The 14,608-nt window shown below is 62.7% G+C and carries 25 protein-coding genes; all 25 read right to left on the bottom strand.

Going from position 1 to position 14,608, the window contains the following annotated elements:
• Positions 1 to 53 precede the first annotated feature (53 nt).
• A complete protein-coding gene (gene rplO, locus EJC47_RS09550) occupies positions 54 to 596 on the bottom strand; it encodes a 50S ribosomal protein L15 (RefSeq protein ID WP_033964928.1) in 543 nt (180 codons plus the stop codon).
• 117 nt (positions 597 to 713) lie between these two features.
• The gene (gene rpmD, locus EJC47_RS09545) at positions 714 to 890 is read right to left on the bottom strand and encodes a 50S ribosomal protein L30 (RefSeq protein ID WP_010403711.1); all 177 of its coding nucleotides are present in this window, start codon (positions 888 to 890) and stop codon (positions 714 to 716) included.
• Between the two features lie 6 nt (positions 891 to 896).
• Positions 897 to 1,616, bottom strand: a complete 720-nt coding sequence (gene rpsE, locus EJC47_RS09540; protein ID WP_010403712.1) for a 30S ribosomal protein S5 — start codon at positions 1,614 to 1,616, stop codon at positions 897 to 899.
• 2 nt (positions 1,617 to 1,618) lie between these two features.
• Complete coding sequence (gene rplR, locus EJC47_RS09535) at positions 1,619 to 1,978, bottom strand: 50S ribosomal protein L18 (protein ID WP_126847124.1); 360 nt, start codon at positions 1,976 to 1,978, stop codon at positions 1,619 to 1,621.
• The gene (gene rplF / locus EJC47_RS09530) at positions 1,978 to 2,511 is read right to left on the bottom strand and encodes a 50S ribosomal protein L6 (protein WP_010403714.1); all 534 of its coding nucleotides are present in this window, start codon (positions 2,509 to 2,511) and stop codon (positions 1,978 to 1,980) included. Before rplF ends, rplR begins: the two co-directional genes overlap by 1 nt.
• Positions 2,511 to 2,906 (bottom strand): 30S ribosomal protein S8, encoded by a 396-nt coding sequence (gene rpsH, locus EJC47_RS09525; RefSeq protein ID WP_033964930.1) that lies wholly within the window; start codon positions 2,904 to 2,906, stop codon positions 2,511 to 2,513. Before rpsH ends, rplF begins: the two co-directional genes overlap by 1 nt.
• A 10-nt stretch (positions 2,907 to 2,916) precedes the next feature.
• Positions 2,917 to 3,222 (bottom strand): 30S ribosomal protein S14, encoded by a 306-nt coding sequence (rpsN, locus tag EJC47_RS09520; protein WP_010403717.1) that lies wholly within the window; start codon positions 3,220 to 3,222, stop codon positions 2,917 to 2,919.
• Position 3,223: 1 nt separating this feature from the next.
• Positions 3,224 to 3,811 (bottom strand): 50S ribosomal protein L5, encoded by a 588-nt coding sequence (gene rplE, locus EJC47_RS09515; RefSeq protein WP_010403719.1) that lies wholly within the window; start codon positions 3,809 to 3,811, stop codon positions 3,224 to 3,226.
• Positions 3,804 to 4,121 carry a 50S ribosomal protein L24 gene (gene rplX, locus EJC47_RS09510; RefSeq protein ID WP_033964933.1) on the bottom strand — a complete coding sequence of 106 codons (318 nt, stop codon included), beginning with the start codon at positions 4,119 to 4,121 and terminating at the stop codon, positions 3,804 to 3,806. Before rplX ends, rplE begins: the two co-directional genes overlap by 8 nt.
• On the bottom strand, positions 4,121 to 4,489 hold the full coding sequence (gene rplN / locus EJC47_RS09505; protein ID WP_010403723.1) for a 50S ribosomal protein L14: 369 nt from the start codon (positions 4,487 to 4,489) through the stop codon (positions 4,121 to 4,123). Before rplN ends, rplX begins: the two co-directional genes overlap by 1 nt.
• Positions 4,490 to 4,660: 171 nt before the next feature.
• Complete coding sequence (gene rpsQ, locus EJC47_RS09500; protein WP_010403725.1) at positions 4,661 to 4,933, bottom strand: 30S ribosomal protein S17; 273 nt, start codon at positions 4,931 to 4,933, stop codon at positions 4,661 to 4,663.
• Positions 4,934 to 4,943: 10 nt separating this feature from the next.
• Entirely contained in the window at positions 4,944 to 5,162 is a 219-nt protein-coding gene (rpmC, locus tag EJC47_RS09495; RefSeq protein WP_010403727.1) for a 50S ribosomal protein L29, read from the bottom strand.
• A gap of 1 nt (position 5,163) precedes the next feature.
• Complete coding sequence (gene rplP, locus EJC47_RS09490) at positions 5,164 to 5,598, bottom strand: 50S ribosomal protein L16 (RefSeq protein ID WP_010164579.1); 435 nt, start codon at positions 5,596 to 5,598, stop codon at positions 5,164 to 5,166.
• 10 nt (positions 5,599 to 5,608) lie between these two features.
• Positions 5,609 to 6,310, bottom strand: a complete 702-nt coding sequence (gene rpsC, locus EJC47_RS09485; RefSeq protein WP_010403730.1) for a 30S ribosomal protein S3 — start codon at positions 6,308 to 6,310, stop codon at positions 5,609 to 5,611.
• A complete protein-coding gene (gene rplV / locus EJC47_RS09480; RefSeq protein ID WP_010403732.1) occupies positions 6,310 to 6,687 on the bottom strand; it encodes a 50S ribosomal protein L22 in 378 nt (125 codons plus the stop codon). The genes rpsC and rplV overlap by 1 nt, the downstream gene beginning before the upstream one ends.
• A complete protein-coding gene (gene rpsS / locus EJC47_RS09475) occupies positions 6,687 to 6,962 on the bottom strand; it encodes a 30S ribosomal protein S19 (RefSeq protein ID WP_010164582.1) in 276 nt (91 codons plus the stop codon). The genes rplV and rpsS overlap by 1 nt, the downstream gene beginning before the upstream one ends.
• A gap of 3 nt (positions 6,963 to 6,965) precedes the next feature.
• Positions 6,966 to 7,817: a 50S ribosomal protein L2 gene (rplB, locus tag EJC47_RS09470; protein ID WP_010403733.1), complete on the bottom strand. Its 852-nt coding sequence runs from the start codon at positions 7,815 to 7,817 to the stop codon at positions 6,966 to 6,968.
• 4 nt (positions 7,818 to 7,821) lie between these two features.
• A complete protein-coding gene (locus EJC47_RS09465) occupies positions 7,822 to 8,133 on the bottom strand; it encodes a 50S ribosomal protein L23 (protein WP_010403734.1) in 312 nt (103 codons plus the stop codon).
• Positions 8,126 to 8,752, bottom strand: a complete 627-nt coding sequence (gene rplD, locus EJC47_RS09460) for a 50S ribosomal protein L4 (RefSeq protein ID WP_126847122.1) — start codon at positions 8,750 to 8,752, stop codon at positions 8,126 to 8,128. The genes EJC47_RS09465 and rplD overlap by 8 nt, the downstream gene beginning before the upstream one ends.
• 2 nt (positions 8,753 to 8,754) lie before the next feature.
• Positions 8,755 to 9,510, bottom strand: a complete 756-nt coding sequence (gene rplC / locus EJC47_RS09455) for a 50S ribosomal protein L3 (RefSeq protein WP_126847120.1) — start codon at positions 9,508 to 9,510, stop codon at positions 8,755 to 8,757.
• A gap of 214 nt (positions 9,511 to 9,724) precedes the next feature.
• Positions 9,725 to 10,033 (bottom strand): 30S ribosomal protein S10, encoded by a 309-nt coding sequence (gene rpsJ / locus EJC47_RS09450; RefSeq protein ID WP_007406109.1) that lies wholly within the window; start codon positions 10,031 to 10,033, stop codon positions 9,725 to 9,727.
• 150 nt (positions 10,034 to 10,183) lie between these two features.
• Positions 10,184 to 11,374: an elongation factor Tu gene (gene tuf / locus EJC47_RS09445; RefSeq protein ID WP_126847118.1), complete on the bottom strand. Its 1,191-nt coding sequence runs from the start codon at positions 11,372 to 11,374 to the stop codon at positions 10,184 to 10,186.
• 119 nt (positions 11,375 to 11,493) lie between these two features.
• Positions 11,494 to 13,590 (bottom strand): elongation factor G, encoded by a 2,097-nt coding sequence (gene fusA, locus EJC47_RS09440; RefSeq protein ID WP_126847116.1) that lies wholly within the window; start codon positions 13,588 to 13,590, stop codon positions 11,494 to 11,496.
• Positions 13,591 to 13,670: 80 nt separating this feature from the next.
• Complete coding sequence (gene rpsG / locus EJC47_RS09435; RefSeq protein ID WP_010403744.1) at positions 13,671 to 14,141, bottom strand: 30S ribosomal protein S7; 471 nt, start codon at positions 14,139 to 14,141, stop codon at positions 13,671 to 13,673.
• Positions 14,142 to 14,224: 83 nt separating this feature from the next.
• On the bottom strand, positions 14,225 to 14,596 hold the full coding sequence (gene rpsL / locus EJC47_RS09430; RefSeq protein ID WP_010185487.1) for a 30S ribosomal protein S12: 372 nt from the start codon (positions 14,594 to 14,596) through the stop codon (positions 14,225 to 14,227).
• Positions 14,597 to 14,608: the final 12 nt, after the last annotated feature.

Below are 14,608 nucleotides of genomic sequence, written 5' to 3'. Positions count from 1 at the left end.
GCCCGGGGTGACGGTGGAGAGGAAGGTCGCCGAGCAAAGGCTCGGCGCAAGGCTCAAGCCTTAAACGATTCCTTGTGCGCCTTGCGCTCGCGATACTTGACGCCCTTCTTGGCGGCAGCCTTTTCAGCGGCAGGAACGACGTGGATCACGTCGACCGAACCACCGGCCTTCTCGACCGCTTCGATCGCGCCCTTGGACGCGCCGGCAACCGTGAACGACAGCTTGGTGGTCAGTTCGCCCTTGCCGAGCAGACGGACGCCGTCCTTGCCACCGCGTGCCAGGCCAGCGGCCTTCAGCGCGTCATGGTCGAGGCTCGCACCGGCTTCGATCTTGCCCGCGTCAACCGCGACCTGGATCGCGCCGAGGTTCACCTCAGCATAATCCTTGGCGAAGATGTTGTTGAAGCCACGCTTCGGCAACCGCATGTGCAGCGGCATCTGGCCGCCTTCGAAACCGGCGATGGAAACGCCCTCGCGGCTCTTCTGGCCCTTCTGGCCGCGGCCTGCGGTCTTGCCCTTGCCGGAACCGATACCACGGCCGACACGCATTTTCGACTTACGCGCACCGGCGTTGTCACGGATATCATTAAGTTTCATGTGTGCACTCGCTTTCGCTTTTGACGCGCTGGATAAATGAGGAAGGGGGCCGTTAGCCCCCTGCCCCGGATTTGTCTACTTCTTCTCCCTCTCTCCTGTGGGGAGAGGGAGATTAGCTTACGCCTCGATCTTCACCATGTGCGCGACCTTGCGGATCATGCCACGAACTTCGGGCGTGTCCTGCAGCTCGCGCGTGCGGTGCATCTTGTTGAGGCCGAGACCGATCAGTGTTGCGCGCTGGTCCTTCTCGCGGCGGATCGGCGAACCGGTCTGCGTGATCTTGATGGTTGCCATGGGTCTTTACTCCACGATCGCTTCGGCTTCAGCCTGGGGCGCTTCCGCACCACCACGACCGAGCAGATCGGCGATCTTCTTGCCACGACGCTGCGCAACCGACTTCGGGCTCACCTGGCTGGTCAGCGCCTCGAAGGTCGCACGGATCATGTTGTACGGGTTGGAGGTGCCGACCGACTTGGTCACCACGTCGGCAACGCCGAGCGATTCGAACACGGCGCGCATCGGGCCACCGGCGATGATGCCCGTTCCCTGCGGTGCCGAACGCAGCGTGACGAGACCGGCACCGAAGTGACCGTTACCGTCATGATGCAGCGTGCGGCCTTCCTTCAGCGGAACGCGGACCATTGCCTTCTTGGCAGCAGCCGTCGCCTTGGAAATGGCTTCCGGCACTTCGCGTGCCTTGCCATGACCGAAGCCGACACGGCCCTTGCCGTCGCCCACGACGACCAGAGCTGCGAAGCCGAAGCGCTTACCGCCCTTGACCGTCTTCGAGACGCGGTTGATGTGGACCAGCTTCTCGATCAGCTCTTCGCCGCCATCATCGGCACCGGGGCCGCCACGACCGCGATTGTCGCGGCCGCCACGGTTGTCACGGCCGCCACGATTCTGGCCACCGCCGCCGGGGCCACCGCGACCACGACCGCCGCGGGGACCGCGGGCGTCGGGAGCGGCTGCACCTTCGGGAGCTGCCGTAGCTTCGGTTGGAATGTTGTCGTCAGCCATAATTAGAACTCCAATCCGGCTTCACGCGCGGCAGTCGCCAACGCCTTGACGCGACCGTGGAACAGGAAGCCACCGCGATCGAACACGACCTGCGTCACGCCCGCTGCCTTGCTGGCCTCGGCGATGCGGGTGCCGACGGCCACTGCTGCGTCGATGTTGGCACCGGACGTGTCGCGCACGTCCTTTTCCAGCGTCGAAGCAGCTGCGATCGTCACGCCCCGCGCGTCGTCGATGATCTGCGCATAGATGTGGCGGCCCGAGCGATGGATCGACAGCCGCGGACGGCCCGATCCACGCGCACGGAGCGCGGTGCGGTTGCGGCGGCGCCGCTTCTCGAAGAGAGACATACCCTTGGTCGACATTACTTCTTCTTCCCTTCCTTGCGGAAGATGAACTCGCCGTCGTACTTGATGCCCTTGCCCTTATACGGCTCGGGCTTGCGCCAGCGACGGATTTCAGCGGCCAGCTGGCCGACCTTCTGCTTGTCGGAACCCGAAATCTCGACCGTCGTGTTGTCCGGGGTCTTGACTTCGATCCCTTCCGGCACGTCGATGTTGACGTCGTGGCTGTAGCCGAGCTTGAGGTTCAGCGTCTTGCCCTGAACCGCAGCGCGGTAGCCCACGCCGTTGATCAGCAGCTTCTTGGTGAAGCCGTCCGACACGCCGGTGATGAGGTTCTGCACCAGCGTACGCTGCATGCCCCAGAACGCGCGCGCGCGCTTGGTCTCATTGGCCGGGTTGACGGCGATGCCGCCATCTTCAAGCACATAGCTGATCTCTTCGCGCAGCGGCATGGCGAGGGTGCCCTTGGGCCCCTTCACGCTGAGCTGCTGGCCTTCGATCGTCGCGGTCACGCCGCTCGGGATCGTGACCGGCTTTTTACCGATGCGGCTCATCAGAACACCTCCGCGAGGACTTCGCCGCCGACATTCTGTTCGCGCGCTTCGGCGTCGGACAGAACGCCGCGTGGCGTGGAGACGATCGTGATGCCAAGGCCGTTCATGACGCGCGGCAGTTCGGTCGAAGCCGAATAGACGCGACGGCCAGGCTTGGACACGCGCGCGACGTGCTTGATCGCAGGCTGGCCCTCGAAATACTTCAGCTCGATGCGGATGCCGGCCGCAGGGCCCATCTGCTCTTCGGTGTAGCCACGAATGTAGCCCTCGCGCTGGAGCACGTCGAGCACGCGGGCCCGCAGCTTGGAGCCCGGCGTCAGGACGGAGTCCTTGCGCGCGCGCTGGCCGTTGCGGATGCGGGTGAGCATATCACCCAGGGGATCGGTCAATGCCATCTGTTGATCCTTACCAGCTCGACTTCGTAACGCCCGGGATCAGGCCCTTGTTGGCCAGATCGCGCAGCTGAATACGGCAGAGGCGGAACTTGCGATAATATGCGCGCGGACGACCGGTCAGCTCGCAGCGGTTGCGGATGCGCGTCGGGTTGCCGTTGCGGGGGATCTCGGCCATCTTGAGACGGGCTTCGATCCGCTCGCCGTCGCTGAGCGACGTGTCGGCAGCGATCGCCTTCAGCGCCGCGTACTTGGGCGCATACTTCTTGACCAGCATCTTGCGACGCTCGTTCTTGTTGACAGAACTTACCTTCGCCATCTTATGCCGCCTTCTTTTCGGTGTCAGCGTCTTCGATCGGGAACGGGAAACCGAACAGACGGAGCAGCTCGCGCGCTTCCTCGTCGGTCTTCGCCGTGGTTGCCACGATCACGTCCAGGCCGCGGATCTTGTCGATCCGGTCATAGCTGATTTCCGGGAACACCAGCTGCTCCTTCAGGCCGCAGGCATAGTTGCCGCGTCCGTCGAACGACTTGGGGTTGAGCCCGCGGAAATCGCGAACGCGGGGAAGCGCGATCGTGATGAAACGGTCCAGGAATTCGTACATGCGCTCACGGCGAAGGGTAACCTTCACGCCGATCGGCATGCCTTCGCGCAGCTTGAACTGTGCGATCGACTTCTTGGCCTTGGTCACGACGGGCTTCTGCCCTGCGATCAATTCCATTTCGCCAAAGGCCTGGTCGACCTTCTTCTTGTCCTGCGTGGCTTCGCCAACGCCCATGTTCAGCACGATCTTGTCGATGCGCGGAACTTCCATGGCGTTCTTGTAGCCGAACTTCTCGGTCATCGCCTTGACGATCTTGTCGTCATAGATGCCCTTCATCCGGGGCTTGTAAGCTGCATCAGCCATCGATCTTGTCTCCGGTCTTGACCGCAACACGGACTTTCTTGCCGTCCTGGGTCTCGAAACGAACGCGCGTGGGCTTGCCGTCGGCGGTCACGTGGGCGACCTTGGAGACGTGCAGCGGCGCTTCGGCGCGCTTCAGGCCACCCTGCGGGTCACCCTGGCTCGGCTTTACGTGGCGAACGGCAACGTTGACGCCCGAAACGACGACCTTGCCGTCCTTCGGAAGTGCCAGCGTGACTTCACCGGTCTTGCCCTTGTCCTTGCCGGACAGAACGATGACGCGGTCGCCCTTCTTGATCTTTGCGGTCGCCATTACAGCACCTCCGGCGCGAGACTGATGATCTTCATGTGCTTCTTGCCGCGCAGTTCGCGCACCACTGGGCCAAAGATACGGGTGCCGATCGGCTCCTCGTTCTTGTTGACCAGCACGGCTGCGTTCGAATCGAAGCGGATCACCGACCCGTCGGCGCGGCGAATGTCCTTCGCCGTACGCACGATGACGGCACGGTGCACGTCGCCCTTCTTCACGCGGCCGCGCGGTGCGGCCTCCTTCACGCTGACGACGATGATGTCGCCAACGCCTGCAACACGACGCTTGGACCCGCCAAGCACCTTGATGCACATAACCCGCTTCGCGCCGCTATTGTCAGCGACCTCGAGATTGGATTGCATCTGGATCATAGATCCGCTTCCTTCTCATCTGGGGCCGATACCGACCGGACCCCGCCTCTAACTATCAAGCCAACCCGTTCGGGCTGAGCCTGTCGAAGCCCCTTCCCCGCTTGCGACCCGGTCGCTTGCGGAACCCACCCTTCGACAATCTCAGGGTGAACGGGGAAATTTCCGACGCTCTTATGCGTCGACGTCGACCCGGTCAGGCGTCGCGTGGGTGTTGACCCGATCGATCACCTTCCAGGTCTTCAGCTTGGAAATCGGCGCGGTCTCTTCGATCCGCACGGTCTCGCCCTGCTTGAACTCATTGCCCTCGTCATGGGCATGATACTTCTTCGTACGGCGGATGATCTTGCCATAGAGCGCGTGCTTGACCTTACGCTCCACGTTCACGACCACCGTCTTGTCGCCCTTGTCGGAGACGATCAGCCCCGTCAGCACGCGCTTTGGCATGTCTAAATCCTTACTTTGCCGCAGTGTCGCGCGAACGCGCGGACTGCAGGGTCTTGATGCGAGCGATGTCGCGACGGACTTCCTTGACCCGGCTCGGCTTTTCGAGCTGGTTGGTCGCGGCCTGGAAACGGAGGTTGAACGCCTCGCGCTTCAGGTTGCCGAGCTCTTCGCCCAGCTGGTCCTCGGTCTTCGCCTTGAGGTCGGAGCGACGCGTGTCGATCTTCGCCATGTTATGCAACTCCCAGATGCGAGGTGTCGCCGAGACGGGCAACGACCTTCACCTTGATCGGCAGCTTCATCGCTGCACGGCTGAACGCCATTGCCGCGATGTCGCCCGGAACGCCGTCCAGTTCGAACAGGATACGGCCGGGCTTGACGCGGGCTGCCCAATATTCCGGCGAACCCTTGCCCTTACCCATGCGGACTTCAGCGGGCTTGCCCGAGACGGGAACGTCCGGGAAAACGCGGATCCACAAACGGCCCTGGCGCTTGATGTGACGCGTGATCGCGCGGCGAGCCGCCTCGATCTGGCGTGCGGTGAGACGATCCGGCTCCATCGCCTTCAGGCCGTACGACCCGAAGTTGAGCGTGGTGCCACCCTTGGCGTCGCCATGGATGCGGCCCTTGAAGGCCTTGCGGAACTTGGTCTTTTTCGGTTGCAGCATGATCTATTCCTTAGCGGCGCGGATCAGGCCGGACGCCGGAAGTCTGTGCTTCCATCATCAGCCGGTCGGTCGCCATCGGGTCATGACCCAGGATTTCGCCCTTGAAGATCCAGACCTTCACGCCGCACACGCCGTAGGCGGTGTGTGCAGTCGCTTCAGCGTAATCAACGTTCGCGCGCAGCGTGTGGAGCGGCACGCGACCTTCGCGATACCATTCCGACCGTGCGATCTCGGCGCCGCCAAGACGGCCACCGCAGTTGATCCGGATGCCCTCGGCGCCCAGACGCATCGCCGACTGCACCGCACGCTTCATGGCGCGGCGGAAGGCGATACGACGCTCGAGCTGATCGGCGATGCCCTGTGCAACCAGCTTGCTGTCGACTTCCGGCTTGCGGATTTCGACGATGTTCAGGCTGACGTCGGACGTCGTCATCTTGCCGAGCGTACGGCGCAGCTTTTCGATGTCCGCACCCTTCTTGCCGATGATGACACCGGGACGGGCAGCGAAGATCGAAACGCGGCACAGCTTGGCCGGACGATCGATGACCACCTTGGAGATCGCAGCCTGCGGCAGCGTCTTCAGGATGTACGCACGCATCTTGAGATCTTCGAGCAGAAGACGACCGTAATCGGCGCCCTCGGCATACCAGCGGCTATCCCAGGTGCGGTTGATCTGCAGGCGCAGACCGATCGGGTTCGATTTCTGACCCATTATGCTTCTTCCTGCTCGCGCACGACGATGCGCAGACGGCTGAACGGCTTGAGGATGCGCGTCGACTTGCCACGACCGCGGGTCGCGAAGCGCTTCATCACGATCGACTTACCAACCGAAGCCTCTGCGACGACGAGCGAGTCGACGTCGAGATTGTGGTTGTTCTCGGCGTTGGCGATGGCGGATGCCAGCACCTTGCGCGCGTCAACCGCCATGCCCTTGGTCGAGAACTGCAGGATGTTCATCGCATCGCCGACCTTCTTGCCGCGGATCAACGCCGCGACGAGGCCGAGCTTCTGCGCGGAACCACGGATCTGCGTGCCGACCGACAGCGCCTCGTTATCCGCCACGCGGCGGGGAGCTTTTGCCTTAGCCATTAGCGCTTGCCCTTCTTGTCCGCGGCATGGCCAGGGAAATAGCGCGTCGGCGCGAACTCGCCGAGCTTCATGCCCACCATGTCCTCGTTGACAGAAACCGGCACGAACTTGCGGCCGTTATAGACGCTGAAGGTCAGGCCAACGAACTGCGGCAGGATCGTCGAGCGGCGCGACCAGGTCTTGATCGCACCACGCGCGTTGGTTTCCTGCGCGGTTTCTGCCTTCTTCAGCAGGTGAAGGTCCACGAACGGACCCTTCCAGACGGAACGAGCCATCGTTTAGCCCTTCTTCTTGGCGTGACGGCTGCGGATAATCATCTTGTCCGTCGCCTTGTTATGACGGGTGCGCGCACCCTTGGTCGGCTTGCCCCACGGGGTAACCGGATGACGGCCGCCCGAGGTCCGGCCTTCACCACCGCCGTGCGGATGGTCGACCGGGTTCTTGGCGACGCCGCGCGTCAGCGGGCGGATGCCCAACCAGCGATTGCGACCCGCCTTGGCGAGGTTGGTGTTGCCGTTGTCGGGGTTCGAAACCGCGCCAACCGTCGCCATGCAATTGGCGTGGATGTAACGCTGCTCGCCCGAGTTGAGGCGGACCATGACCATGCCCTTGTCGCGACCGACGACCTGCACATAGGTGCCTGCCGACCGTGCGAGCTGACCGCCCTTGCCCGGCTTCATCTCGACGTTGTGGACGATCGTGCCAACCGGCATCTGGCCCAGTTCCATCGCGTTGCCCGGCTTCACGTCGGTCTTCTTGTCCGCGATCACCTTGTCGCCAACGGCGAGGCGCTGCGGCGCAATGATGTACGCAACGTTTTCCTTGCCATCGGCGGTCTGACCATAGTTGATCAGCGCGATGAAGGCGGTGCGGTTGGGATCATATTCGATCCGCTCGACCACGCCATCGACGCCCCAGTTACGGCGCTTGAAGTCGATGATGCGGTAGCGCTGCTTGTGGCCGCCGGCGATGCCGCGCGAGGTCACATGGCCCTTGTTGTTGCGCCCACCGGTCTTGCGCTTGCCTTCGGTCAGCGCCTTGACGGGGCCGCCCTTGTGCAGGCCGGAACGGTCGACGAGGATGAGTCCGCGTCGTGCCGGGCTGGTCGGATTATAATGCTTCAATGCCATCGGATCAGATCCCCGTCGTCACGTCGATGGACTGGCCGTCCTTCAACGTCACGATCGCCTTCTTGATGTCGGAGCGGGTGTAGGGCGCGCCCTTCCACTTCTTGGTCTTGCCCTTCTGGACGATCGTGTTCACGCCCAGGACGGTCACGTCGAACAGCGCCTCGACTGCAGCCTTGATCTGCGGCTTGGTCGCGTCGTTGGTGACCTTGAAGACGACCGCGTTATGCTCGCTGAGCAAAGTGGCCTTTTCGGTGATGTGCGGTGCGACGATCACGTCATAATGACGCGCGTCGATCGCGGCTTTCTGCTTAGCCATTGAAGCGCGCCTCCAGCATTTCGACGGCAGCGCGGGTCAGGACCAGCGTGTCGTGCTTAAGGATGTCATAGACGTTGGCACCGGCGGCCGGCATCACGTTGATCGTGTGCAGGTTGCCCGCTGCCAGCGCGAAGCTTGTCTCGACCGCTGCGCCGTCAATGACGAGCGCGGTCTTGCCCGTGCCGAGCTTTGCCCAGTCCGCGATCAGCGTCTTGGTCTTGCTCTCGGCGACCGTCAGGCTGTCCATGACAACCAGCGTGCCCGCCTGAGCGTGGCTCGACAGCGCCATCTTCAGACCGAGCGCGCGAACCTTCTTGTTCAGGCCGGGGTTGAAGTCGCGGGTCCGCTGACCGTGCGCCTTACCACCACCGACGAAGATCGGAGCGCGGCGATCGCCGTGACGAGCCGTACCGCCGCCCTTCTGGCGACCGAACTTCTTGCCGGTGCGAGCAACGTCAGCGCGCTCACGCGTGCCGCTTGCGGTCGCGCGACGCTTTTCGAGCTGCCAGGTGACAACGCGGTGCAGGATGTCGGCGCGCGGATCGAGGCCGAAGACCTCGTCGTTGAGCTCGATGTCTGCGCCTACGGTGTCGGCGAAGGATTGAACCTTGACCTTCATGTTCAGCCCTCCTGGCCGTCGGTCGCGTCCACGGTCGCGACGTCATCAGGCGTCTCGGCGGGAGCGGTGTCGTTGTTGTTGGCGACCTGCTTCAGGCCGGCGGGATACGGCGCATCGGCGTGGCGCGCGACCTTCACCGAATCCTTGACGAGCAGCCAGCCACCCTTCGAGCCAGGGACCGAACCCTTGACGAAGATGAGGCCACGCTCGACGTCGGTCGAAACGATTTCGAGATTTTGCTGGGTGCGGTTCTTGTCGCCCATGTGCCCGGCCATCTTCTTGTTCTTGAAGACCTTGCCCGGATCCTGGCGCTGACCGGTCGAACCCAGCGAACGGTGCGAGACCGAAACGCCGTGCGTTGCGCGCAGACCGCCGAAGCCCCAACGCTTCATACCGCCCTGGAAGCCCTTACCCTGGGTCACGCCCTGGATATCGACGATCTGGCCAGCGACATAATGGTCGGCCGAGATGGTCGCGCCGACTTCGAGCAGCGCATCTTCGCTCACGCGGAATTCGGCGAGCTTCGCCTTGGGCTCAACTTCGGCCTTGCCGAAATGGCCACGCTGCGGCTTGGCAACGTTCTTTGCTTTTGCGGTACCCGCGCCCAGCTGGACTGCGACATACCCATCACGATCGGCCTCGCGAACGGCCACAACCTGCAGATTTTCCAGCGCCAGAACGGTCACGGGCACATGGCGCCCATCGTCCTGGAACCAGCGGGTCATCCCCATCTTTTTCGCGATCACGCCAGTGCGCATGATCAATGCTCCATTCAATGCAGAGGCACCCCTCGGACCATTCCGAAGGGTGCGTACTCAGCCCAAACTTTATTTTATACTGCGGCCCCGACCCGGGCTGGTGCTCCCCGCGTCGGCGGTGGAGCGTGTCGGGGGACGCAGACCCGGGCAAGCCCGGCGGTATCCCGTCTATTTGGCCCCGAATCCGGGGCCGAATCTCTCGGAAGAGCGGCCTTTAGGCCAGCTTGATCTCGACGTCAACGCCTGCGGCGAGGTCGAGCTTCATAAGCGCGTCGACCGTCTGCGGGGTCGGCTGCACGATGTCGAGCATGCGCTTGTAGGTGCGGACTTCGAACTGCTCGCGCGACTTCTTGTCGATGTGCGGACCGCGGTTCACGGTGAACTTCTCGATGCGCGTCGGCAACGGAATGGGACCACGGATGAGAGCGCCGGTGCGGCGCGCGGTGTCGGCGATGTCGCCGGTCGCCTGATCGAGCACGCGATGATCGAACGCCTTGAGGCGGATGCGGATATTGCTGTCCATAGTCCCTACCGATGCGAAAGAGCGGGCCCCGTAGCGGGGCTCTTGCTGTTCAAAACCAAAACTGGAGGCGGGCCACTACAGGGGCCTCCACAAAAAAGCAACCGCCCACGCCTCGTTTGAGGCGCAGGCGGCAACTTTTCTTTTAGCAGCTTACTTCGAGATGCCGCTGACGATGCCCGAACCAACGGTACGGCCGCCTTCGCGGATCGTGAAGCGCTGACCAACGTCCATAGCGATCGGTGCGATCAGCTTGACGCCGAGCGCGATGTTGTCGCCAGGCATGACCATTTCGGTGCCCTCAGGCAGCTCGACGGTGCCGGTGACGTCCGTGGTGCGGAAGTAGAACTGCGGACGATAGTTGGCGAAGAACGGCGTGTGACGGCCACCTTCGTCCTTCGACAGCACGTACACTTCCGACTGGAAGTCGGTGTGCGGCTTGATCGAGCCGGGCTTGCAGAGCACCTGGCCACGCTCAACTTCTTCACGGCCAACGCCGCGGATCAGCGCGCCGATGTTGTCGCCTGCCTGGCCCTGGTCGAGCAGCTTGCGGAACATTTCAACGCCGGTGACGGTGGTCTTGCGGGTGTCGTTGATGCCGACGATCTCGACTTCTTCACCAACCTTAACGACGCCGGTCTCGACGCGGCCGGTCACAACCGTACCACGACCCGAGATCGAGAACACGTCTTCGATCGGCATCATGAACGGCTTGTCGAGCGGACGCTCGGGCTGCGGCAGGTAGGTATCGACAGCTTCCATCAGCTTGAGCACGGCGTCATGGCCGATCTCAGGCGTGACGTCGTTAAGCGCGGCAACGGCCGAACCCTGGATGACCGGGATGTTGTCGCCGTCGAAATCATACGACGAGAGCAATTCGCGGATTTCCAGCTCGACGAGCTCGAGGATCTCGGCGTCGTCGACCAGATCGACCTTGTTCATGAACACGACCATCGTCGGCACGCCGACCTGGCGGGCGAGCAGGATGTGCTCGCGGGTCTGCGGCATCGGGCCGTCGGTCGCCGAAACGACGAGGATCGCGCCGTCCATCTGTGCCGCACCGGTGATCATGTTCTTCACATAGTCAGCGTGGCCCGGGCAATCGACGTGCGCATAGTGGCGTGCCAGCGTCTCATACTCGACGTGTGCGGTCGAGATGGTGATGCCGCGCTCGCGCTCTTCGGGAGCCTTGTCGATGTTGGCATAGCTGGTGAACGTCGCGCCGCCGGTTTCCGCGAGCACCTTGGTGATCGCAGCCGTGAGCGAGGTCTTGCCGTGATCGACGTGGCCGATCGTGCCGATGTTGAGGTGCGGCTTGGTCCGCTCGAACTTTGCTTTTGCCATTTTTCCTACCTTATTGATCGTTTTCGGTTCGCCACAGCGCCACGCGAAGGGGGCCCCATAGCGGTAGTTTTCAGGTTACGCCAGCCCTAGCGCCGATCACCGACGCGAGGTTTAGCGTCTTAGGCCAGCTTCGCCTTCACTTCGTCGGCAACGTTGGCAGGCACTTCTTCGTAATGCGAGAACTGCATCGAGTAGTTCGCACGGCCCTGCGTGAACGAGCGCAGCGCGTTCACATAGCCGAACATGTTCGCCAGCGGGACCATTGCGTCCACCGACTGCGCGTTGCCGCGCGTATCGGTGCCCTGGATCTGGCCACGACGGCTGTTCATGTCGCCGATCACGTCGCCCAGATAATCCTCAGGCGTAATGACTTCGACCTTCATGATCGGCTCGAGCAGCTTGATGCCGGACTTCTGCGCCGCTTCGCGCATCGCTGCACGGGCGGTGATTTCGAACGCCAAAGCCGACGAGTCGACGTCGTGATACGCACCGTCATAGAGCAGCACTTCGAAGTCGATGATCGGGAAGCCGACCAGCGAGCCCGTAGCGGCCGTCTCGCGGAAGCCCTTTTCGATCGCGGGAATATATTCCTTCGGAATGTTACCGCCCTTGATCTCGTCCTTGAAGACGAAGCCCGAACCACGCTCGCCCGGCGTCAGCTTGACCTTGACGCGACCGAACTGACCGGTGCCGCCCGACTGCTTCTTGTGCGTGTAGTCGATATCGACCGGCTTCGCGAGATATTCGCGATACGCCACCTGCGGCGCGCCGACATTGGCCTCGACCTTGAACTCGCGCTTCATGCGGTCGACCAGGATTTCGAGATGGAGCTCGCCCATGCCCTTGATGATGGTCTGGCCGCTTTCCGAATCGGACGAGACGCGGAACGACGGATCTTCGCGAGCAAGACGATTGAGCGCGACGCCCATCTTTTCCTGGTCCGCCTTGGTCTTGGGCTCCACCGACAGCTCGATCACGGGCTCGGGGAATTCCATCCGCTCGAGGATGATCGGTGCGTTCATCGCGCACAGCGTGTCGCCGGTCGTCGTGTCCTTGAGACCTGCGAGAGCGACGATGTCGCCAGCATAGGCCACCTGGATGTCCTCGCGCTCGTTCGCATGCATCAGCAGCATGCGACCGACCTTTTCCTTCTTGTCCTTGACCGAGTTCGTGACCTGCGACGCGGTTTCGAGCTTGCCCGAATAGATGCGCGCGAAGGTCAGCGTGCCGACGAACGGATCGTTCATGATCTTGAACGCCAGCGCCGAGAACGGTGCCTCGTCCGACGAAGGACGCTCGTCCGGGGTCACGCCGTCGATCTTGAGGCCCTGAATGGCGGGAACGTCGAGCGGCGACGGCAGATAGTCGACCACGGCGTCGAGCAGGGGCTGAACGCCCTTGTTCTTGAACGCCGAACCGCAAACGACCGGCACGAACGAGAAGTTGAGCGTCCCCTTGCGGATCAGCTTCTTGAGGTCGGCCGTGCTCGGCTCGTTGCCCTCGAGATACGCCTCCATCAGGGCGTCGTCCTGCTCGACCGCCATTTCGATCAGGTCGCTGCGATACTTGGCGGCCTTCTCGGCGAGGTCAGCCGGGATGTCGGTATAGGTGAACTTCGCGCCCAGGCTCTCTTCGAGCCAGATGATCGCGCGGTTCTCGACCAGGTCGACGAGGCCCTTGAAATCGCCTTCCATGCCGATCGGCAAATACAGCACGGCCGGACGCGCGCCCAGACGATCGATGATCGACTGAACGCAGAAATAGAAATCGGCGCCGGTGCGGTCGAGCTTGTTGACGAAGCACATGCGCGGCACTTTGTACTTTTCAGCCTGGCGCCACACGGTTTCCGACTGCGGCTCAACGCCGGCAACGCCGTCGAAGCAGGCAACCGCGCCATCGAGCACGCGCAGCGAACGCTCGACTTCGATCGTGAAGTCGACGTGTCCGGGGGTGTCGATGATGTTGATCAGGTGCTCTTCGCCCTTGCCTTCGCTGGCGCACCACTTGCACGTCGTAGCAGCCGACGTGATCGTGATCCCGCGCTCCTGCTCCTGCTCCATCCAGTCCATCGTCGCGGTGCCTTCATGCACTTCGCCGATCTTGTAGGACTTTCCGGTGTAATAAAGAATGCGCTCGGTCGTCGTCGTCTTACCGGCGTCGATGTGCGCCATAATGCCGATGTTGCGATAGCGTTCGAGCGGATGGCTGCGGGCCATGTCAGTGCTTCCTTAGCGATGTGGGGAGCCGGATGGTCCGGCTCCCCACGATATAGGTTACGATTGCAGCGAGCGCCAGCTTACCAGCGGTAATGCGAGAAGGCGCGGTTGGCCTCGGCCATGCGGTGCGTATCTTCGCGCTTCTTGACGGCATTGCCACGGTTATTGGCGGCATCCATCAGCTCGCCCGACAGGCGTGCCGACATGGTGTTCTCGCTGCGCGCACGCGCAGCGGCGATCAGCCAGCGGATCGCCAGGGCCTGGGCGCGCTCGGGGCGCACTTCGACCGGGACCTGATAGGTCGCACCGCCGACGCGGCGGCTGCGGACTTCGATGCCGGGCTTCACATTGGTGAGCGCGTCATGGAACACCGCGACGGGATCCTTCTTCGCGCGGGCTTCGACGGTTTCCATCGCGCCGTACACGATCAGTTCCGCGACGGACTTCTTGCCGTCAAGCATCACCGAATTCATGAACTTCGAGAGAACCTCATCACCGTACTTAGGATCGGGGAGGATGATACGCTTTTCTGGGCGACGACGACGTGCCATTTCAATTCTTCCTTCTAAACTTCAGCCATCTGGGATCGGAACGAGCCAGTGTCCGACTTGCGTCGGTTGGCAGGCCGACCGGCTTACTTCGGACGCTTGGCGCCGTACTTGGAACGCGACTGGCGACGATCCTTCACACCCTGTGTATCGAGCACGCCGCGCAGAACGTGGTAGCGCACACCGGGAAGATCGCGAACGCGACCGCCGCGGATCAGCACGACCGAGTGCTCCTGCAGGTTGTGGCCCTCACCGGGGATGTAGCTGATGACTTCGCGACTGTTGGTCAGGCGGACCTTGGCCACCTTGCGCAGCGCGGAGTTCGGCTTCTTCGGGGTCGTCGTATAGACGCGGGTGCAAACGCCACGCTTCTGCGGGTTCTGCTCCATGGCAGGGACCTTGGACTTGGCCTTCTGCGGATCGCGGCCCTTGCGGACCAACTGGTTGATCGTCGGCATTGAATCTCTTCA

The organism is Sphingomonas sp. TF3 (assembly GCF_003985085.1).
Taxonomy (GTDB): domain Bacteria; phylum Pseudomonadota; class Alphaproteobacteria; order Sphingomonadales; family Sphingomonadaceae; genus Sphingomonas.
Note: the sequence above shows the minus strand (reverse complement) of the source record. Positions and strands in the feature narration are given on the sequence as shown.